18 protein-coding genes are annotated in these 19502 nt (G+C 60.6%); 8 read left to right on the top strand and 10 right to left on the bottom strand.

Going from position 1 to position 19502, the window contains the following annotated elements; genetic code table 11:
* Window positions 1–85 precede the first annotated feature (85 nt).
* Window positions 86–1363 (bottom strand): serine hydroxymethyltransferase, encoded by a 1278-nt coding sequence (gene glyA / locus GR197_RS11735; RefSeq protein ID WP_164009522.1) that lies wholly within the window; start codon window positions 1361–1363, stop codon window positions 86–88.
* A 125-nt stretch (window positions 1364–1488) separates the two neighbouring features.
* Between glyA and GR197_RS11730 the strand changes: the two genes are divergently transcribed.
* The 6 genes from GR197_RS11730 to GR197_RS11705 all read left to right on the top strand — a co-directional run bounded on the left by GR197_RS11730 (window position 1489) and on the right by GR197_RS11705 (window position 8394).
* Window positions 1489–2385: a LysR family transcriptional regulator gene (locus GR197_RS11730; RefSeq protein ID WP_164009520.1), complete on the top strand. Its 897-nt coding sequence runs from the start codon at window positions 1489–1491 to the stop codon at window positions 2383–2385.
* A 432-nt stretch (window positions 2386–2817) separates the two neighbouring features.
* Window positions 2818–3852, top strand: coding sequence for a transporter substrate-binding domain-containing protein (locus GR197_RS11725; RefSeq protein WP_164009518.1), 1035 nt, complete (start codon window positions 2818–2820; stop codon window positions 3850–3852).
* A gap of 57 nt (window positions 3853–3909) precedes the next feature.
* A complete protein-coding gene (locus GR197_RS11720) occupies window positions 3910–5124 on the top strand; it encodes an ABC transporter permease subunit (protein WP_164009516.1) in 1215 nt (404 codons plus the stop codon).
* Window positions 5121–6248 carry an amino acid ABC transporter permease gene (locus tag GR197_RS11715; protein WP_164009514.1) on the top strand — a complete coding sequence of 376 codons (1128 nt, stop codon included), beginning with the start codon at window positions 5121–5123 and terminating at the stop codon, window positions 6246–6248. The genes GR197_RS11720 and GR197_RS11715 overlap by 4 nt, the downstream gene beginning before the upstream one ends.
* Window positions 6249–6273: 25 nt before the next feature.
* Complete coding sequence (locus tag GR197_RS11710) at window positions 6274–7032, top strand: amino acid ABC transporter ATP-binding protein (protein ID WP_164009512.1); 759 nt, start codon at window positions 6274–6276, stop codon at window positions 7030–7032.
* Between the two features lie 39 nt (window positions 7033–7071).
* Window positions 7072–8394: a D-serine ammonia-lyase gene (locus GR197_RS11705; RefSeq protein WP_164009510.1), complete on the top strand. Its 1323-nt coding sequence runs from the start codon at window positions 7072–7074 to the stop codon at window positions 8392–8394.
* A 1139-nt stretch (window positions 8395–9533) separates the two neighbouring features.
* On the opposite strand, the gene GR197_RS11700 is transcribed toward GR197_RS11705, so the two are convergent.
* The 4 genes from GR197_RS11700 to dusB all read right to left on the bottom strand — a co-directional run bounded on the left by GR197_RS11700 (window position 9534) and on the right by dusB (window position 14686).
* Window positions 9534–10523, bottom strand: a complete 990-nt coding sequence (locus GR197_RS11700) for a potassium channel beta subunit family protein (protein ID WP_164009509.1) — start codon at window positions 10521–10523, stop codon at window positions 9534–9536.
* Between the two features lie 547 nt (window positions 10524–11070).
* The gene (ntrC, locus tag GR197_RS11695) at window positions 11071–12522 is read right to left on the bottom strand and encodes a nitrogen regulation protein NR(I) (protein ID WP_164009508.1); all 1452 of its coding nucleotides are present in this window, start codon (window positions 12520–12522) and stop codon (window positions 11071–11073) included.
* Entirely contained in the window at window positions 12519–13673 is a 1155-nt protein-coding gene (locus GR197_RS11690) for a two-component system sensor histidine kinase NtrB (RefSeq protein ID WP_164009506.1), read from the bottom strand. The genes ntrC and GR197_RS11690 overlap by 4 nt, the downstream gene beginning before the upstream one ends.
* A complete protein-coding gene (gene dusB / locus GR197_RS11685; RefSeq protein WP_164009504.1) occupies window positions 13670–14686 on the bottom strand; it encodes a tRNA dihydrouridine synthase DusB in 1017 nt (338 codons plus the stop codon). The genes GR197_RS11690 and dusB overlap by 4 nt, the downstream gene beginning before the upstream one ends.
* A gap of 145 nt (window positions 14687–14831) precedes the next feature.
* Between dusB and GR197_RS11680 the strand changes: the two genes are divergently transcribed.
* Window positions 14832–16049: a bifunctional 2-C-methyl-D-erythritol 4-phosphate cytidylyltransferase/2-C-methyl-D-erythritol 2,4-cyclodiphosphate synthase gene (locus GR197_RS11680; RefSeq protein WP_164009502.1), complete on the top strand. Its 1218-nt coding sequence runs from the start codon at window positions 14832–14834 to the stop codon at window positions 16047–16049.
* Window positions 16049–16549, top strand: coding sequence for a CinA family protein (locus GR197_RS11675; protein ID WP_164009500.1), 501 nt, complete (start codon window positions 16049–16051; stop codon window positions 16547–16549). The genes GR197_RS11680 and GR197_RS11675 overlap by 1 nt, the downstream gene beginning before the upstream one ends.
* A 15-nt stretch (window positions 16550–16564) precedes the next feature.
* Here the strand turns inward: GR197_RS11675 and GR197_RS11670 are convergent, their stop codons facing one another.
* The 5 genes from GR197_RS11670 to GR197_RS11650 form a co-directional block, all read right to left on the bottom strand.
* Entirely contained in the window at window positions 16565–17017 is a 453-nt protein-coding gene (locus GR197_RS11670) for a type II toxin-antitoxin system RatA family toxin (RefSeq protein WP_164009498.1), read from the bottom strand.
* Between the two features lie 9 nt (window positions 17018–17026).
* Window positions 17027–17581 carry an AAA family ATPase gene (locus tag GR197_RS11665; RefSeq protein WP_164009495.1) on the bottom strand — a complete coding sequence of 185 codons (555 nt, stop codon included), beginning with the start codon at window positions 17579–17581 and terminating at the stop codon, window positions 17027–17029.
* A gap of 242 nt (window positions 17582–17823) precedes the next feature.
* Window positions 17824–18795, bottom strand: coding sequence for a lipoyl synthase (gene lipA / locus GR197_RS11660; RefSeq protein ID WP_003559117.1), 972 nt, complete (start codon window positions 18793–18795; stop codon window positions 17824–17826).
* A gap of 149 nt (window positions 18796–18944) precedes the next feature.
* On the bottom strand, window positions 18945–19193 hold the full coding sequence (locus tag GR197_RS11655) for a GlsB/YeaQ/YmgE family stress response membrane protein (protein WP_012757333.1): 249 nt from the start codon (window positions 19191–19193) through the stop codon (window positions 18945–18947).
* A gap of 24 nt (window positions 19194–19217) precedes the next feature.
* A complete protein-coding gene (locus GR197_RS11650) occupies window positions 19218–19472 on the bottom strand; it encodes a GlsB/YeaQ/YmgE family stress response membrane protein (RefSeq protein ID WP_085737168.1) in 255 nt (84 codons plus the stop codon).
* Window positions 19473–19502 lie beyond the last annotated feature (30 nt).

The raw sequence follows: 19502 nt of genomic DNA, 5'->3' as shown, positions 1-19502 counted from the left end.
GCTCCATTGCATCCAGGCTCGACCAGCAAGCTGTCTACGAAAAAATGCAGGGACTTCGAGATGCCGGCACGGCATTTCCGTATTCTTAGTGACCGTAAACCGGGAACTTCTCTGTCAGTTCGGCGATCTTCGCCTTGGCCGCGCCGACGATCTCGTCCGCCTCACCCTTCGTTTCGGCGTCGATGAGGTCCGCGATGACGTGGCCGAGAACCCGAAACTCTTCTTCCTTCAGGCCGCGCGTCGTCGCTGCGGACGAGCCGAGCCGCATGCCGACCCACTCCGGAGGACGGGGACTGTCGCCGGGGATCGGGTTCTTGTTGGAGGTGATGTTCGCCTTGGCAAGCAGTGTCTCCGCCTGCTTTCCGATCAGTCCCTTGCTCGACAGATCGAGCAGAACGATGTGGGTGTCGGTGCCGCCGGAAACGATGCGAACGCCGCGATCCGAAAGCGTTTCGGCAAGGACCTTCGCATTGGCCACGACCTGGCCAGCATAGACCTTGAAGTCGTCGCGGAGGGCTTCGCCGAGGCAGATCGCCTTCGCGGCCAGAACGTTGCTGTGCAGCGATCCCTGGACGCCGGGAAATACCGCGGCTTGCAGCTTCTTGTACCATTCCTCGTTGTTGGTGAGGATCAGGCCGCCACGCGGACCGCGCAGCGTCTTCGTGGTGGTGCACGTCACGATGTCGGCATGCGGGAACGGCGAAGGATGGACGCCGCCTGCAACGAGGCCGGCTATGTGGGCCATATCCACCAGGAAGTGGGCGCCGACCTTCTTGGCGATCTTCGACATGCGCTCGAAGTCGAGTTCGCGCGGATATGCCGAACCACCGGTGATCAGCAGCTTCGGGCGGATTTCTTCGGCGATGCGTTCCATCTCATCAAGGTCGATGACCTCGTTCTGCGGGTTGACGCTGTAATTGTTGGCGTCGAACCAGCGGCCCGACAGGTTCGCCTTCATGCCGTGCGACAGGTGGCCGCCGGCCGCAAGGTCGAGCGAAAGCACCTTTTCGCCCGGCTTCAGAAGCAGGAAGAAGACGGCCAGATTGGCCTGCGTCCCCGAGTGCGGCTGGACGTTGGCGTAGCCGCAATTGAACAGCTGCTTGGCGCGGTCGATCGCGGCCTGCTCGGCAATGTCGACGAACTGCCCGCCACCGTGAAAACGATTGCCCGGATAGCCCTCGAGTGTCTTATTGGTGATCTCGTGTCCCAAGGCGTCGAGAACCGCGCGGCTGACGATATTCTCCGAAGCGATGAGCTCAATCTGGTTCTGCTGGCGAGCCCGCTCGGACGCGAGGGCATCGGCGACGAGTGGATCAGCCTCCTCTACGGTGGTGTTGAAATGCACCCTTGCAGCGTTGGTCATCTAGTTCTCCAATTCCTCGAATTCGTGAGGCGGACCCTAGATCGATCGAAACACCAGAAAAAGTTAATAATATTTGCTTATACGTTCAGACATGCTAATGATTTCGGAGCTGCGAGGAGGTCGTTATGGATGTCGGACGTCTGCGGGCACTACGCGAACTATCGATCCGCAAGACCATGGCCGCGGTGGCAGAAGCCTTACACATCTCGCCGTCGGCCGTGTCGCAGCAAATCGCTCTGCTTGAAGAAGAGGTTGGCATACGGCTCGTCGAGCGACGCGGCCGGGGCGTTGTCATGACACCCGCCGGCCAGCAGCTCGTGCTGCGCGCGGAGAAGATTCTCATCGAAATCGAATCCGCAAAAGCAGACATCGCCGAACTGAAAAGCGTCGTTTCCGGCGAGCTTCGGGTGGCTGCGTTTCCCTCCGTAGCGGCCGCCGTCATTCCGAAAGTCGTCTACGATTTAGCCGAACGGCACCCTCACCTCACCGTCCAGTTCGAAGAAATGGAGCCCGGCGAAAGCGTTGCCGCGCTGCGGAGCTGGCAGACGGACGTGGCGATAATCGATGACCTGAACATGCCGACCGGCGCACTCGACCCTAACATCGAGACGATCTTCCTCATGGAGGACGTCTTCAACGTCATGGTCTCCAAGGATCACAGGCTATCGGAGCGGCCGACGGTTGGCCTGCACGAGCTTCGGGAGGAACGGTGGGCGATCGACACCGCTTCCGACACCTATACGAGGATGCTGGTGGATGCCTGCCAGGAAGGCGGTTTCAAGCCCAACATCGTAGCGAGGTGCAAAGGGTTTGAGGTGACCATCGCCCTGATCCGGCAGAACTACGGCATCTCGATCCTGCCCGGCCTGCGCGCCAGCTACGATCTCGAAGACGTCTGGGTATGCAGGCTCGTTCCGGAGATCCGCCGGAGGATATTTCTCGCCTTCCGGAAAGAGGAAAAGCGCAGCCCGGCTCTCCAAGCATTCCTGGACCGGATGGCGGAGAAGCCGCCGCTCTCCTGATCGAGGCGCTGTCAGCGCTCCGCGAGCGCCTCGTCGATAAATGCCGCTTCACCGATACCGCATCGTTTCGCGCGTCGACCGCGCGCGTGGTTCCAACCGTATTGGAAAACCGCGATATCGACGTTCCCGCTTCCAATTGCCTGCGTGGCTAACGACGGCATCAGAGACCCGCGTAGCATGGAGGCACAACAATCAACAGATCTGCTAATGCATCACCTCATGAGAATTAAGTAGATTTGAAGAGACCCCACCCCTACTTTCGGTCTGCCAATTGATGGGACTGGGAGCGGGGATCGCGCCAGACCTTGGCCAATATGGGAACGACGCGTTCAGAATGGCGACAACGCCACTAGCGTCTTACCGAACCTTCGATCGAGCCATCGCTCATTGATTTGGCGTCACCGTCACTCTGCGATCCAAAGGGGAACTTCGATGAAACTACTCAAAATCCTGACTGCCGGCGTTTTCGCAGGCGTTGCGTTCACGGCGGCCAATGCTTCCGCTTCCGTTCTCGACACGGTCAAGCAGCGCGGTGTGCTCAACTGCGGCACCGACAATACTGCTCCGGGCTTCGGGTATCTCAACACCACGACTGGACAGATGGAAGGGCTCGACGTCGACTTCTGCAAGGCGGTCGCAGCCGGCGTTCTTGGCGACGCCTCGAAGGTCAAGTTCATTACGGTGACCGACAAGAGCCGCTTTGACGCAGTGCTTACCGGTCAGGTCGACGTGGTCTTTGCCCACACCACGATCAAACCAGCGCGTGAATCGTCAATCGCGATCGATTTTCTGCCGATCAACTTCTACGACGGTACCGGCCTTATGGTGAAAACTGAGGCCGGGATCAAGGAATTCGCAGACCTTGATGGCGCAACGATCTGCACCACCCAGGGATCGGCGACCGAGACCGTTCTGGCTTCTGCCTTCAAGGCACGTGGCTGGAAGGACTCCAAGGTCCTGACCTACGAAAACCTCGAAAAGCTCTTCTCCGCTCTCAACTCGGGTCGCTGCAACGCGATGAGCACCGACCGGTCCGCACTTGCCGCCTGGGCGGGGAACGCACCGAAGCCAGCCGACTATCTGATCCTCCCGGATACGCTGGACAAGTCCCCGTTCGGCGGCTTCGTCGCTGCCAACGACTCCAAGTGGCGCAACGCGCTCCGCTGGATCGAATACGGCCTCTTCCAGGCCGAGGAGTCCGGGATTACCCAGGCTAATCTGGCGGAAAAGCTGAAGAGCGAAGACCCCTTCGTTCAGAAGTTCCTCGGCAGCAATGGCGGCGGCTACGGCAAGGACTTCGGCCTCTCCGACGACTTCATTGCTCAGGCGATCAAGGCCGTCGGCAACTACGGCGAGGCCTACGATCGTAACCTCGGTCCGAAGACCAAGATGTATCTCGACCGCAAGGGCACGCCGAACGCCTTGTGGACGCAGGGTGGCGCCATCTACTCGCCGCTCTGGAACTGATGCCGGCCGGGGGTCGGAACCACAACGTTTCGCCCCCCAAGCTCTTGGAGCCTGAACATGACAATCGACGAAACGAGTGCGATGCACGGCATGGCAGAGAGTGATAGGCTGACGTCGCGGCGCCTGCGCAATCGCATCCGGCACGAGGCGATCCAGCTGGGAATCGTCGCCCTGGTCGTTATGCTGCTCGGCATCTTGGCATACGCGGTCAAGGCCGGCCTTTCCGAGAAGGGCATGCGGTTCAGCTTCTCGTTCCTGGCAAACATTGCCGGCTTCGACATCAGCGAAGGATGGACGCTGACCTCCGATCAAGGCGCCGTCCCCAGCCTCGCCCAGTTCTCTTCGGACATGTCGGTCGCGTCGGCTTTCGTCACAGGTATCTTCAACACCGTGAAGGTCGCACTGCTTGCGATCGTTTTCAGCACGATCCTCGGAACGATGCTCGGCGTCGGCCGTCTCTCGACCAACTGGGTGGTGAGAAATCTCTGTTTCTGGATCGTGGAGTTCGTACGCAACACACCACTGCTCATACAGCTTGTCTTCTGGTACTTCGCAGTCGTGCTGCGCTTTCCTCCGATGGCGTCCGCAGCGAAGATTTACGGCGGCCTTATCGTCAGCCAGCAAGGCATATACGTTCCTACCCTCTCCTGGAGCGGCGGCTCATCCACCCTTTCGCTCATCCTCGCCATCGCCTCATGGGTGTCGGTCCTGGGGGCGGTGTTCGACCCCATCCGTGGAATGCGGCGGATATGCATCGCCGCAGCGGTCGTCTGCTTCGGGCTGCTGATCGCGACCGGCGGAATGGCCGTCGATTTTCCTGTCGCCAACAAGTTCAAGGCCAGCGGGGGAACCAGCATAAGCCCTGAGATGGCGGCCCTCCTGCTTGCCGTCGTCGTCAACAGCGCTTCCTTCATCGCCGAGATCGTCCGCGGCGCGATCGACGCTCTTCCAAAGGCTCAGTGGGAAGCAGCGGGATCGCTCAGCCTCAGCCGGCGCGACACCGTCAACGACATCGTCCTTCCTCAGGTATTCCGTGTCGTTCTCCCCTCCTTCGGCAACCAGTATATCAGCCTGACCAAGAATACCGCGCTCGGGATCGCGGTCGGATATCCCGACCTGTTCAACATCTACGGAACGATCGCCAATCAGACCGGTCACAGCCTTGAAGGCATCATCATCGTCATGGCGTCCTACCTGATCCTCAGCTGGATCATCAGTTCAGCCGTGTACTGGACGAACCGCCGTCTCAACCGAATGGGAGTGTCGCGATGATCACCACCTCCATAAAGTGGACCCGTCACAACCTCTTTGGAAAACCTTTCGACGTCGCCCTCTCGCTGCTGGTCATTCCAAGCGTTCTCTGGCTCGCCTATTCCATCTTTGACTGGGCGCTCACCACGGCAAGGTGGGACATTATCGCAGCGAGCCTGCGGGTGTTGATGATCGGCGTATTCCCCGCCGATCAGGCGTGGCGTGCATGGACGGCTTCGGCGATCATCGGAGCGATACTCGGCGCCGGCCTCGGCTGCGTGTTTTCGTTCAAGCCTCACCACGGTCTCGTACTGGTTCTCGTGCCGTTGCTGCTTTTGATCGTCGATCATGGCGATCTGGGCAATGCACTGCCTGCCGCAGGCGTCGTCGCCGCGACCGTGCTGGGCTGGGTGCTGACGTCCTACCTGCCACTATCCAGGAAGGTGATGCCTGCCGCGGCGTTCACTGGCTTCATCGTCGTTGTGGCAGTGATGGCCCCTCCGGGCGTGGGGCTCTGGGGCGGACTTCTTCTCAGTGTCCTTCTGACGTTGGTGACTTCGGTCCTGTCCCTTCCGATCGGCATCCTGCTTGCGTTCGGACGGCAGAGCCGGCTCTCCAGCCTGCGGATCGTTTGCACCTGGTATATCGAGGTCATGCGCTCGGTCCCGCTTATCCTCGTCGTCTACTGGATCTGGATCCTCATGCCGGTCCTTGCACCGCAGTGGGGACTGGCCGACGTCGCGCGCGGCATGATCGGCTTCACGATCTTCTACTCCGCCTACGTCGCCGAATACGTGCGAAGCGGCCTTCAGGCGGTTCCCCGCGCTCAGACCGAGGCGGCTAGGTCTCTCGGCATGAGCGAATTCGACATCAACCGCTCGATCGTTCTGCCACAGGCGCTCCGGGTCGTGGTCGCTCCGCTGGTTGGCAACGTGCTCGACATCTTCAACTCTGCGCCGCTCGTCTTCATCATCGGGCTCACGGATTTTCTCCGCGCAGGACAGATGATCCTGGCGAACCCGCAATATGGCGACCGGACCTTCGAAGTCCTCTCGTTCCTGCTCATCACCTATTTCCTGGTCGGCTCGATGATCACCTATGCCGCAAGAAAGCTCGAAGACCACATGGCAACGAGCACCCGGTGAGCCGATCCAACACGGAGACATCACGATGAACGCCATCGTCGAAATGAAAAGCATGAACAAGTTCTACGGCGCTCACCATGTGCTGAAGGACATCGATCTCGCCGTCACACGCGGTGAAGTCATGGTCATCCTGGGGGCCAGCGGCTCAGGAAAGTCTACCCTGATCCGGTGCGTCAACGGCCTCGAAATGTACCAGAACGGCAGCCTTGTCGTGGACGGCTACGAAATGCCCGTCGAGGCGGATCGAAAGCTTGGCGGGGAACGCGAGCTTGCGGCGATCCGCAAGGGCGTCGGCATGGTATTTCAACAGTTCGGCCTGTTCCCGCACAAGAGCGTGCTGGACAATATCACCATCGCGCCGATGCGGGTTCGCAAGAAGTCGCGGGAAGAAGCCGAAGCGACCGCGATGAAGCTTCTCGACCGCGTCGGCCTCAGGGCGCACGCCGACAAATATCCGGGTCAGTTGTCAGGCGGCCAGCAGCAACGCGTGGCCATAGCACGCTCGCTTGCCATGGAGCCGCATCTGATGCTCTTCGACGAGCCCACCAGCGCCCTGGATCCGGAAATGGTCGGCGAAGTCCTTGACGTCATGCGGGAACTGGCCGCCGAAGGCATGACGATGATGGTCGTGACGCATGAAATGGGGTTCGCAAGAGAGGTCGCCGATCGCGTCGTCTACATCGACCAAGGTTCGATCATCGAGGTCGGAAAGCCGGACGAGTTCTTCGACAATCCGAAAAACGACCGTGCTCGCGCCTTCCTCGCACGCGTCCTGAAACACTGACCGCGCAGAGCAGCGGCGCACGAAGCAATGGAAATCCATATGAAGACGATACTGCCCGCCGACCCCGCTCGGGAAGATGTTCTTGCAGGCCGACCCACCCTCTGGCTCAATCCTGCCTATCGGAAACAGGCGATCGACACTTCAGATCTGCCGGTTTCGCCGGCCGACGTGCACAGAGCGCGCCTGAACTGGCAGCGCTTGGCGCCGCTCATTGCCGCGTGCTTTCCGGAACTTAAGGATTCGGACGGCGAGATCCGCTCCGAACTGGTGGAACTCAAGGAGCTGCGCGAGGCGCTCGGCTATCGAAAGAGAGAGTTTGGCAAGGTCTTCATCAAGGCCGACAGCCACCTGCCGGTCGCGGGCTCCATCAAGGCTCGGGGCGGCGTCTATGAGGTTTTCCTGTTTGCCGAGGGTCTCGCCCGTCAGGCCGGACTGCTCGGCGACGCTGAAGACATCCGCAAGCTCGCAGCGGAACAGGCCCGTTCGTTATTCTCCGGATATACGGTGGCGGTGGGCAGCACCGGCAATCTGGGCTTGAGCGTCGGCATCGCCGCACGCGCCCTCGGCTTCAAAGCCACGGTTCACATGTCTTCCGACGCCAAGGCCTGGAAGGTGGAGCGCCTCCGGCGGCTGGGGGTAGACGTCATCCAGCACGAGGCGGACTACACGACCGCGGTCGAAAACGCCCGCGAAATCGCCGACGCCGACCCGACGATCTATTTCGTCGACGATGAGCAGTCTCGGCACCTGTTCCTCGGTTACAGCGCGGCGGCGTCGGAGCTGGCAGCGCAACTCGACGAGCGTGGCATAACCATCGACGAGGAGAACCCACTTTTCCTCTACCTGCCCTGCGGTATCGGTGGGGCGCCGGGCGGCGTTACCTTCGGTGCCAAGGCGATCTTCGGCGACAACGTGCACGCGTTCTTCGTCGAGCCGGTTCAGTCGCCCTGTGCCCTCGTCCATATGATGTCGGGTTCGCAGGAGCTGGTATCGGTTTACGACGTCGGCCTGACGAACAAGACCGAAGCCGATGGCATGGCCGTCGCCCGCATGTCTGCCTTCGTCGCCACGGTGATGCGCGAGATGCTCGCCGGCATCTACACCGCCGCCGACGACGATCTGTTCAAGCTGCTTCGAATGGCGTGGACCACCCAAAGGCAAAAGCTGGAGCCCTCGGCCGCCGCCGCCTTGCTAGGCCCGGACTTCCTCTTGCGCAGCAAGGAAGGCCGGCGGTTCCAAGCGGCACACGGCATCGAGGAGAAGATGTCGCGGGCGACGCACATCCTCTGGACGACAGGCGGTTCGTTCGTTCCAGAAGACCAGCTCCAGAACTTCCTTCGTCAGGCGGAAGCGGTCGCTTAATCCGACAAGCCGAACGGTGGCACAGGCGCGAATCGGGAACGATCCGCGCCCATCGACCTGATGCCGCTCTGCCTTTGATGCATGTTGTTAGCTCGCCTTTCCGGTCTGTTTCCGACGATCCCCTCGATCCGGTCCAGCACGTCAGGCGTTGGAGCTTGCACGCGAGCCCTACCAATCACGACGATCTCCGCATGCCTAATCCAATTGATTTCCGCAAGCATCTAGTTTCACGTAATAGGACGCCGTCCTTCCAAAATACACTCCATTGGATCGATCCTCTTTCATGAATTTAATTTTCACAATCTTAGCCACGGTTCTCGTCATATACTCCTCAAATCCTTCAGGAGAGAAGTAATCGTTGGGATCTCCGTGGTAGATACTGCAACATCCGGGATTATCTAATATGAATTTCTCCGCAAATATTAAATTCGATCTCAAGCCTGAGGACTGTCGATAAAATGGCGACGCTTTCGAGGCCTGGATGCTCTGCGATACGGCTGCTCGTATAAATTCACCGTCATTCAGTGGCCCTCGATCACTGCAGTCATATACGCCCTCCCATGTTTGTCCTGCCGTTTTGAACCGGATAAAGGTCCAGGCACCCATAAGGAACAGGGTAGCCGCCAGCAAAATCAGGAAAACTCTCAATACATTTCTCTCTAAAATGCCTTAGCTTGCATAGGCTTTCGTCACTGCGTAAATAACAAAAGGAATTATCAGGATCGTTATAACGACCACCCAAGCTTGCCTATAAAGCAGGAATCTAGTCTTCAACGCCGATGGAATAAACGGGCTGTTCGGGTCAATTTTGGGGAGCGCCTTCGACCTTTTAATGACCAGGTTCGGCCCGTATTTGTTGATCTTGCTTGTCAAATGCTCGAAAGCGATGAGCATGCAGACGTGAAAAATCCCGGCCGCTATGAGTCCTCCGATCGCGAAAACTTCTAGAAAACGCATCATCATCCCTGCCTCTGCACGCCCCGTCGCCGTTCGCGCTACGATGCTCGATCTAGCTCGTCGAAGGAAGATTATTCCACCTAAAGCGCGTCGCGACCTTTTCAGGTCTTCTCGCGCTCCAGGTCTCTGCTTTCATGCATGTCGTTCGCGCAAAACCGCTGCACCGTTCTGTGCCACAGGCTTTAGAAACGACGGGGTTCTTCCGGCTTGTTTCCAACAATCGTGTCGATCCGGTTCAGCACGTCGGGCGTCATCTTGTGCCTGTGCGAAACCGCCGCGAGATTGTCCTGCAACTGGCTGGCGCGCGAGGCGCCGAGAATGACGGTGGAGACGTTGCGATTGGCGAGGCACCACAACAAAGCCAGATGGGTGATCGATATGCCGATCTCGTCGGCGAGCTTTGCGAGTTCACCAACTTGTTTCAGCTGCTCGCGGCCGGCATCACTCGACCACTTCTCCTTCAGCCATTCGTATCCCGGCAGGTTCATACGGCTGTCAGCCGGTACACCATTATTGTATTTGCCGGTCAGGACGCCTGAGGCGAGCGGCGACCAGATCGTGGTGCCGAGACCGATCAGGTCATAGAGCGGCAGATAGTCGGACTCGACCTTCTGACGTTCGAAGATGTTGTACTGCGGCTGCTCCATGGTCGGCGGCGTGATGCGCAAGTCGCGCGCCACGGCGTAGGCTTCCGTCAACTGCTGCGCCGACCACTCCGAGGTCCCCCAGTAGAGAACCTTGCCCTGGACGACGAGATCATGCATCGCCCGCACCGTTTCCTCAACCGGCGTGTCGATATCCGGGCGATGGCAGAAATAGAGGTCGAGGTAGTCGACCTGAAGCCTCTTCAATGCAGCATGGCAGGCATCGGTCACATGCTTGCGCGACAGTCCGCGCTGCGTCGGCTTCTGGCCGCCCCAGAAGACCTTGCTCGAAACGACGAAGCTGTCGCGGCTCCAGCCAAGCGATTTCAGCGCCTCGCCCATGACGATTTCCGACTTGCCGCTTTCGTAACCTTCGGCATTGTCGAAGAAGTTCACCCCGTTGTCATAGGCAAGCTTCATCAGTTCGACGGCGTCGCCTCCATGGACCTGCTTGCCGAATGTGACCCATGAGCCGAAAGAGAACTCGCTCACTTGCAGACCCGACTTTCCCAAACGACGATATTCCATCATGCAGCTCCCGAAAAAATGTGCCGGCCCGTCGCCGGCGTCGCGCGATCGATCGATGACCGACTCGCGTAATCTATGGCATGGGCGACGATATGCGAGGAGTTTCCGAAAAGAAAAAGGGCGCTCGACGACATGAGTCGGAGCGCCCGTAGCATGCAGTCGACGACGTTTGCGGCGGAGGTCGACAGCAGCAGAGGGAGATGACGAGATTCGGAACGGATTGGCAACATGCAAGTGGATCAGCGACGTTATCACCCGCTGATCATCCACCTATTATCCACAGCTTATCCACAGGCGCGGCGACTACGAGCGCAGCAACTTCAATGACATTCGCCTGGCGGCAAACCGCATGTCACAAATGCTCTGTGACCATTGAATGACACTGCGCTTTTGTTTGTCCGCCTGGATATAAACCGCGACCCGGCTCAGCTAGATTCAATTCTCTCCCGACCGTGGCGGCGGACGCCGGGAGGAAGTGGGCGGTGGGCAACATGAGGGCCCGCCGCCCTCTTTTCATTCAGCCAGTTTTCATTCAGCCAGTTTTCATTCAGGCAGTGCGGGAGCTTCTGTAGACCGAGACGCCCAGTTCCCTGATCTTCTTGCGCAAGGTGTTGCGGTTGAGGCCGAGAAGATCGGCTGCCTTGATCTGGTTGCCGCGCGTTGCCGTGAGCGCAGCGAGGATCAGCGGATATTCCATTTCCGTCAGCACACGGTCATAGAGGCCGGGCGGCGGCAGATTTTCCCCGAAGCCGGAGAAATAGGTGCGCATGTTCTCCTCGACGGCCTGGGCGATCGTCATCGAGCCGTTGCGGATCGGCCCCTTGTCGATCGGGCTGTCGGGCACATCGGAGCGAAGTTCCGCGTCGATGATCTCGCGGGTGATGACATCCTGCGGATAGAGCGCCATCAGACGGCGGATGAGGTTTTCCAGCTCGCGGACGTTGCCCGGCCAGGCATAGGCCTTCATCAGTTCCAGCGCTTCCTGATCGAAGCGCTTGGAGCCAAGACCTTCCTTTTCGGCCTGCTGGATGAAATGGCGCACGAGATCGGGAATATCCTCGGCGCGGTCGCGCAGCGGCGGCAGGCGCAGCGGCACGACATTGAGGCGGTAATAGAGGTCCTCGCGGAACAGGCCTTGATTGATCGCCTGCTTCAGGTCCTTATTGGTGGCGGCAACGATGCGCACGTCGGTGCGGATCGGCGTGCGGCCGCCGACAGTGGTGTATTCACCCTGCTGCAGCACGCGCAGCAGCCGGGTCTGGGCATCCATCGGCATGTCGCCGATCTCGTCGAGGAAGAGCGTGCCGCCTTCGGCCTGCTCGAAGCGGCCGGTCGAGCGGGTCTGCGCACCGGTGAAGGCGCCCTTCTCATGGCCGAACAGTTCCGATTCGATCAGGTCGCGTGGGATCGCCGCCATATTGATCGCAACGAACGGGCCGTTGCGGCGCTTGCCATAATCGTGCAGAGCGCGGGCGACAAGCTCCTTGCCGGTGCCGGATTCGCCGGTGATCATCAGTGTCAGGTCCGTCTGCATAAGGCGGGCGAGGACGCGATAGATTTCCTGCATCGCCGCCGACCGGCCGACGAGCGGCATGCCGTCCTGCATATCGTCTTCGAGCTTGGCCGGCTTGCGCTTCGGCTCGGAGAGCGCACGGCCGATGATGCCGATCAGCTCGGTCAGATCGAAGGGCTTCGGCAGATAGTCGTAGGCGCCTTTTTCCGAGGCCTTGATGGCGGTCATGAAGGTGTTCTGTGCGCTCATGACAAGAACGGGCAGATCGGGACGCGCCTTCTTGATGCGCGGCAGCAGGTCGAAGGCGTTTTCGTCGGGCATCACCACATCGGTGACGACCAGATCGCCCTCACCCGCCGAAATCCAGCGCCAGAGGGTAGCGGCGTTGGAGGTGATGCGGACGTCATAGCCGGCGCGGCTCAAAGCCTGGTTGAGCACGGTCCGGATGGCCGCATCATCATCTGCAACGAGGATCGTAGCTGTCATCGAGAAGGTCCTGTCGAGCTTGCTATAGAGGCGTCCTCGAGCGAGGCGTCCTTGGACGCCGGCATGAGAACGCGGAATGTCGTGCGGCTGTTCTGGCTGTCGCATTCGATGATGCCGCCATGATTGCCGATGATCTTGGCGACCAGCGCCAGGCCGAGGCCGCTGCCGTTCGGCTTGGTGGTGATGAAGGGATCGAAGAGATGCGGCAACAGATCGGCGGGAACGCCGGGGCCATTGTCGTGAACGCAGAATTCCAGCGGCAGCGAAATCTTTTCGCGGGTGCCGGCAACAGAGAGACGGATGCCGGGGCGATAGGCCGTCGTCAACATGATCTCGCCCTCCGGCCGGTCGCCGACCGCTTCGGCGGCGTTCTTCACCAGATTGAGGAAGACCTGAACGAGCTGGTCGCGATTGGCATAGACCGCCGGCAGCGATGGGTCGTAGCTCTCTGTGACGCGGATGTTGCGGGCAAAACCTGCCTTGGCAACGGCCTTTACATGATCGAGCACGGAATGGATGTTGACCGGCATGCGGTCGACGGGGCGTTCGTCGGAAAACACTTCCATGCGATCGACCAGCGAGACGATGCGATCGGTCTCGTCGCAGATCAGCCGGGTCAGCGCCCGGTCGTCGTCGACCGCCGACTGCTCGAGCAGCTGGGCAGCACCGCGAATGCCGGAGAGCGGGTTCTTGATTTCATGCGCCAGCATCGAGGCAAGACCGGTGACCGAGCGGGCAGCGGCGCGATGCGTCAGCTGCCGGTCGATCTTGTCGGCCATCGAGCGTTCCTGAAAGACGATGACGACGGCGCCGGGTTCGCTGAGCACCGGGGCGACATAGAGGTCGACGAGCTTGTCCTGGCCGAGGCGCGGCGAGCTCAGGTCGACGCGATATTCGTTGACCGGGGCCTTGCGCTCGCGCACCTGGTCAATCAGGGCAAGCAGCGGGCTGCCGAAGGGAATGAAGGTCGAGATGCGGTAACGCGCCAGATGCGGGGCGCTGGCGCCGAAGAAGGCCTCCGCCTCCCAATTGGCGAAAACCACGAAGCCGGATTCGTCGACCATGACGACAGGGTTCTGGATGGCGTTGAGCACGGCCATGGCGACGGTTCCGCCGGCGTGATCGGGCGGAGAAGTCATATCCTTGGTCATGCCGCCTCCCGGCTGTCGACAACAGTTGATGCCAGCGCATCGTAAAGGCGCGCGGCCACCTCGCGCGGATCTCGTGAGGTCATGATCGCTGCCTTTTCGCCACCGGCGAGATCAGCGGCGAAACGCTGGAGATACCAGCCGAGATGCTTGCGGGCATGGCGAACCGCCACCGCCTCGCCGTAGAAATGGAGCATCATCGCGTAATGTTCGACGGCGACATCGGCGATCTCCTGCCGGTGCGGCTCGGCGCCACCGGCGATAACGCCGGCATGCCACGGCCTGCCCTGACAGCCCCTGCCGATCATGACGGCATCGGCGCCGGAGCGGCGCAATATTTCCTGCGCGTCCTCTGCAGTTTCGACATCGCCATTGGCGATCAGCGGAATGGAGATCACCTCGCGGACGGCGCGGATCGCATCCCAATCGGCGCGGCCTTCATAGAATTGCATGCGGGTGCGCCCATGAATGGTCACCAGCTGGATACCGGCCGCCTCGGCGCGGCACGCGATGTCGGGCGCGTTGATGGAATTTTCGTCCCAACCGAGGCGCATCTTCAGCGTCACGGGAATGTCGACGGCCTTGACCGTCGCCTCGATCAGGCCGAGCGCATGATCGGGATCGCGCATCAGCGCCGAGCCGGAATAACCTCCGATCACCTTCTTTGCCGGGCAGCCCATGTTGATGTCGATGATATCGGCGCCGTGATCGGCAGCGATCTTCGCCGCCTCAGCCATCCAGTGCGCCTCGCGGCCGGCGAGCTGCACCATATGCGGCCGGAAGCCGGCGGCCTTGAGCCGCGACCAGGATTCGGCGGTATCATTGACCAGTTCACGGCTCGCCACCATTTCGGTGACGACGAGGCCGGCGCCGAAGCGCCAAGCGAGCTCGCGGAAGGGCATGTCCGTGACGCCGGACATCGGCGCCAGCACGACGTGGTTCCGCACGGAGACGTCTCCTACTCGGAAAGGCGCTGCGAGGTCCTTGGAAATCAAATGATTATCTTTCGGGCACACTGTGGAACTGCATGATTTTTAGCCATTGTTCCCCGGCTTGCCAAGGGGGCTGAGATCGAAATCGATATTTTTCGGGCAGATGCTGGAAAAGGCCAAAGCAAGACGTTAGAGCACTCGGGTCAATTCCGCATATTTTAGGGGATTTATGCTGCAAATGCCTTCTAAGCAACCGATATCGGCTGGAATTGTCATCGTTGCCGCCGGCCGCGGCGAGCGCGCAGGCTCCTCTCAGGAAGGCCCCAAGCAGTATCGCATGATCGGCGGCAAGCCGGTTATCGTGCATACGCTTGAAAACTTCATGACATGGGAAGCGGCGACCGAGATCGTCGTCGTCATTCATCCCGATGACGAGGCGCTGTTTGCGAGAGCTTTCCGCCACATCATCTCGGCAACGCCGATCGAAACGGTGCATGGCGGCGCGACCAGGCAGCAATCCGTACTGGCAGGTCTCAGATATCTCAAGGAGAAGCAAATCAGCCATGTGCTGATCCACGATGCCGTGCGGCCGTTCTTCGACCACGTGCTTCTCGACCGCATTGCCGAGAGCCTCGGCGACGGCGCGCAGGCGGTGCTGCCGGCTATCCCGGTCACCGACACGCTGAAACGCGCCGACAATACCGGCACCGTGCTGACGACGGTTTCGCGCGAGCACCTCTATGCCGCACAGACGCCGCAATCCTTCGCCTTCGAAACGATCCTCGATGCGCATGAGAAAGCGGCAGCGAGCGGGCGAAGCGATTTCACCGATGATGCCTCGATCGCGGAATGGCTGGGCATTCCGGTGACGATCGTCGAGGGCACGCCCGACAACGTCAAGCTGACGGTCAAGAAGGATATCGCCATGGCCGACGACAAACTGTCAACGTCACTGCTTCCCGATGTGCGAACCGGCAATGGCTACGACGTGCACCAGCTCGAAGCGGGCGACGGCGTCACGCTCTGCGGCGTGTTCATTCCGCATGACCAGAAGCTCAAGGGACATTCCGATGCCGACGTCGCGCTGCATGCGCTGACGGACGCGCTGCTTGCCACCTGCGGTGCGGGCGATATCGGCGATCATTTCCCGCCGTCCGACCCGCAATGGAAGGGCGCAGCGTCGCGGATCTTCATCGAGCATGCCGCCCGGATCGTCCGCGAGCACGGCGGCACGATCATGAATGCCGATGTCTCGCTGATCGCCGAAGCGCCGAAGGTCGGCCCGCATCGCCAAGCCATGCGGGCGAAACTGTCGGATTATCTCGGCATCGATATCGAGCGCTGCTCGGTCAAGGCGACCACCAACGAGACGATCGGCTTCGTCGGTCGGCGCGAAGGCATCGCGGCGATTGCCACGGCGACTGTCGTCTATCGCGGAGGGAAATGATGGGGCTTTTTCCCGAGGATATTCTGTCAGCGGCGGAGACGATCATCCGTGACTTCACGGCTGCCGGGCTGATGGTCTCAACCGCCGAATCCTGCACCGGCGGGCTGATCGCCGGGGCGCTGACCGAGATATCGGGATCGTCGGCCGTCGTCGACCGCGGCTTCGTCACCTATACCAATACCGCCAAGATCGAGCTGCTTGGGGTGCAGGCGGAAACGCTGCTGCGCTTCGGGGCGGTGTCGGAGGAAACTGCCCGGCAGATGGTGCATGGCGCCCTCTGCCGCTCGCGCGCCGATATCGCCGTCGCCGTCACCGGCATTGCCGGCCCCGGCGGCGGATCGGCGGAAAAATCCGTCGGCCTCGTGCATCTCGCCGCCAAGTCACGCGCCGGCGCGCTCATCCATCGAAAGATGCTCTATGGCGATATTGGCCGCAGCGAAGTTCGGCTGGCAACGGTCCGCACGGCGCTGGAAATGGTGCACTCGCTCCTCGCCGGCTGAATCGCCTACAGCCCCTCAGGCCGTCGTGTAGATCCGGTTTGCCCTAGTCTCGAAGGCTTCGGTGAACATGCGGAAGGCGCGGTCGAACATCGAGCCCATCAACGCCCCGAGAATGCGGCTCTTGAACTCGTAGTCGATAAAAAAATCGACGGTGCAGCCGCCGGTCGGCGTCTCGGCGAAATGCCAGCGATTGTCGAGATATCTGAACGGGCCATCGATATATTTGACCTCGATGACGTGCTCGGCCCGGTTCAGCAGCACCTGCGTCGTGAAGGTCTCGCGGATCGCCTTGTATCCCACCGTCATATCGGCGACGAGCAGGGTCTTGCCGTCGCGCTCCTTGCGGCTCCTGATGGCGAGCGCCTCGCAGAGCGGCAGAAATTCCGGATAGCGCTCGACATCGGCAACGAGGTCGAACATCTGATCGGGCGAGTGCGGGACGGGACGATGGGTTTCAAATTGCGGCATAGGCGGCAATTAAGCGGGCCGGCCGAGAAGATCAAGAAGCTCGCGCATCTGACGACGGGATTTTAGCTGAAGAACCGGCTTACCGGCGACATCCCGAAGTGCCGCCTCGATCAGAGGGACGGCATCCCGCTCGAAATTCCAGATATAGGCAAGTATGCCCAAAGAGAGGCGCTCGAGACAGCCGGCAGGGAGTTCGGGACGGTTGCGGCCGAAATAGCGAAACGCTCTTGAGACGACGCCGTGGAGGCATGCAGATCTGGGCAGCCGAAGCCAAATAACAGCATTGGCGCGCGGCAGGCGGAGATGGAAGGAGCTGAGGCCGGTGCCATCCATGATCCAGCGTTTCTCCGCCACGGCCGTGGCGATCAGGCGATCGATCTCGTCGCGCTGCCGCTTTCTCCAGCCGGGCAGCCAATAGAAGTCGCGGTCCATGGAGATGTAATCAAGCTCGAGCGCTCGTGAAAGCTGCTTTGCGAGCGTGCTCTTGCCGCTGCCGGGGCAGCCGATCACCAGGATACGGTCGGCTCCGGTCAGTGTCGCTTTCAAATCGGATGTGTCTTTCATCGGCGGCAACCCAGGGAAAAAACGCGATGAAAACCGTTGCGGTCAGTTTGCTAACTAACCTTGCTCTCTTACTCGGCGTCATCCTCGGTCTTGTGCCGAGGATCTGCTGCCTTATCGACTGAAGGCAGATGCTCGGGACAAGCCCGAGCATGACGAAAGAGAGGGTTGGCAGGCATTGTCTACCAGCGGTCTGACCGCAGCGAAAGATCGCCGGAGCCGCTTCCATGAGCAAGCGCGAAATCTTACTCCGCCGCCATCAGCAGCTTCTTTTCGCGCGCCGCCCTCAGCCGCGCGAAATCGTCGCCGGCATGGTGGGAGGAGCGGGTCAGCGGGCTGGAGGCGACCATTAGGAAGCCCTTGCTGTAGGCGACCGTCTCGTAGGATTTGAACTCGTCCGGAGTGACGAAGCTTTCGACCTTGTGGTGCTTGCGGGTCGGCTGCAGATATTGGCCGATCGTCAGGAAATCGACGTCGGCGGTGCGCAGATCGTCCATCAGCTGCAGCACTTCATTGCGCTCCTCGCCGAGGCCGACCATGATGCCCGACTTGGTGAACATGGTCGGATCGAGTTCTTTCACCCGCTGCAGCAGACGGACGGAATGGAAATAGCGGGCGCCGGGGCGAACCGTCAGATAGTTGCCGGGGACCGTTTCCATATTGTGGTTGAAAACGTCCGGCTTGGCGGCGACGACGCGTTCCAGCGCACCCGGCTTCTTCAGGAAATCCGGCGTCAGGATCTCGATCGTCGTCATCGGCGAGGCCGCGCGGATCGCCCAGATCACCTTTTCGAAGTGTTCGGCGCCGCCGTCCTCCAGGTCGTCGCGGTCGACCGAGGTGATGACGACGTGGGATAGGCCCATCTCCTTGACCGCCTTGGCGACGTTCTCCGGCTCGGCCATATCGAGCGCGTTCGGCTTGCCGGTGGCGACGTTGCAGAAGGCGCAGGCGCGGGTACAGATCTCGCCCATGATCATGAAGGTGGCGTGCTTCTTGTCCCAGCACTCGCCGATATTCGGGCAGCCGGCCTCCTCGCAGACGGTGACGAGCTTATGCTCCTTCACGATTGCGCGCGTCTCGGCATAGCCCTTGGAGGTCGGCGCCTTGACGCGGATCCAGTCCGGCTTGCGCATGACTTCCGTATCCGGCCGATGCGCCTTCTCGGGATGGCGCACGCGCTTGGCGTCGGGATTGATCGTGTCGAGAATGGTCACCATTGCAGTATCAGCTTTCTACCGCTCCTTGCGGCAAATCATCCGGATCTAATGCATGTCGCCGGGAAGTGTGCGGCGGTTCCCGGATAACGACATGCACAAAAACAAAGAGCTAAAGCGCATCGCATGAATCAAGTTAAGTGCGACGCGCTTTAGCGCCGCACCAGCCGCGCCAGGAATATCAGCAGGCAGGCGCCGAGGAAACCCGTCACGAAATAACCGAGCCGTCCGCCGACCACTTCGACATGAAACTGGGCAAGGACGGCGCTGGCGACGACCGAACCGACGATGCCGAGCACGATGTTCAGGAAAATCCCGTATCGCGCCTCCATCAGCTTGCCGGCGAGCCAGCCCGCAAGTCCGCCGATGATGATTGCCGAAATCCAGCCGACACTTTCCATTCTGCCCTGCCCTTCAGTTGCGCCTCAAGCGACCGCTCTGGCGATCAGCACCACGACGATGGCGCCGACGGTGGCGTGGATGATCTGCACCACCAGCGCGTTTTCAATGCCCAGCGAAATGCCGAGTGCGCTGAACAGATAACCACCGACAAAGGCGCCGATGATGCCGCTCAGCAGGCACCTAATCAAGCCGCCGCCACCGACGACCAGACTGGCGAGGAAGCCTGCGACCAGGCCAATCAGCAAAAACACCAGCAAGGCCTGCGTCTCCATAGACATGATGATTTCCTTTCGTTTTCTCCACCCCGG

The organism is Rhizobium phaseoli, assembly GCF_010668805.1.
Taxonomy (GTDB): Bacteria; Pseudomonadota; Alphaproteobacteria; order Rhizobiales; family Rhizobiaceae; genus Rhizobium; species Rhizobium phaseoli_A.
The sequence above is the reverse complement of the archived record's forward strand: the minus strand, read 5'-3'. Positions and strand labels throughout refer to the sequence as shown.

What these genes read in the sequence shown, in the direction of transcription:
- GR197_RS11690 (WP_164009506.1), bottom strand. Translation starts at nt 13,673, where the DNA reads ATGACCAAGGATATGACTTCTCCGCCCGATCACGCCGGCGGAACCGTC.
- GR197_RS11675 (WP_164009500.1), top strand. Translation starts at nt 16,049, where the DNA reads ATGGGGCTTTTTCCCGAGGATATTCTGTCAGCGGCGGAGACGATCATC.
- GR197_RS11650 (WP_085737168.1), bottom strand. Translation starts at nt 19,472, where the DNA reads ATGTCTATGGAGACGCAGGCCTTGCTGGTGTTTTTGCTGATTGGCCTG.
- GR197_RS11730 (WP_164009520.1), top strand. Translation starts at nt 1,489, where the DNA reads ATGGATGTCGGACGTCTGCGGGCACTACGCGAACTATCGATCCGCAAG.
- GR197_RS11665 (WP_164009495.1), bottom strand. Translation starts at nt 17,581, where the DNA reads ATGAAAGACACATCCGATTTGAAAGCGACACTGACCGGAGCCGACCGT.
- ntrC (WP_164009508.1), bottom strand. Translation starts at nt 12,522, where the DNA reads ATGACAGCTACGATCCTCGTTGCAGATGATGATGCGGCCATCCGGACC.
- GR197_RS11700 (WP_164009509.1), bottom strand. Translation starts at nt 10,523, where the DNA reads ATGGAATATCGTCGTTTGGGAAAGTCGGGTCTGCAAGTGAGCGAGTTC.
- GR197_RS11655 (WP_012757333.1), bottom strand. Translation starts at nt 19,193, where the DNA reads ATGGAAAGTGTCGGCTGGATTTCGGCAATCATCATCGGCGGACTTGCG.
- GR197_RS11710 (WP_164009512.1), top strand. Translation starts at nt 6,274, where the DNA reads ATGAACGCCATCGTCGAAATGAAAAGCATGAACAAGTTCTACGGCGCT.
- GR197_RS11705 (WP_164009510.1), top strand. Translation starts at nt 7,072, where the DNA reads ATGAAGACGATACTGCCCGCCGACCCCGCTCGGGAAGATGTTCTTGCA.
- lipA (WP_003559117.1), bottom strand. Translation starts at nt 18,795, where the DNA reads ATGGTGACCATTCTCGACACGATCAATCCCGACGCCAAGCGCGTGCGC.
- GR197_RS11725 (WP_164009518.1), top strand. Translation starts at nt 2,818, where the DNA reads ATGAAACTACTCAAAATCCTGACTGCCGGCGTTTTCGCAGGCGTTGCG.
- GR197_RS11670 (WP_164009498.1), bottom strand. Translation starts at nt 17,017, where the DNA reads ATGCCGCAATTTGAAACCCATCGTCCCGTCCCGCACTCGCCCGATCAG.
- GR197_RS11680 (WP_164009502.1), top strand. Translation starts at nt 14,832, where the DNA reads ATGCTGCAAATGCCTTCTAAGCAACCGATATCGGCTGGAATTGTCATC.
- glyA (WP_164009522.1), bottom strand. Translation starts at nt 1,363, where the DNA reads ATGACCAACGCTGCAAGGGTGCATTTCAACACCACCGTAGAGGAGGCT.
- GR197_RS11715 (WP_164009514.1), top strand. Translation starts at nt 5,121, where the DNA reads ATGATCACCACCTCCATAAAGTGGACCCGTCACAACCTCTTTGGAAAA.
- GR197_RS11720 (WP_164009516.1), top strand. Translation starts at nt 3,910, where the DNA reads ATGACAATCGACGAAACGAGTGCGATGCACGGCATGGCAGAGAGTGAT.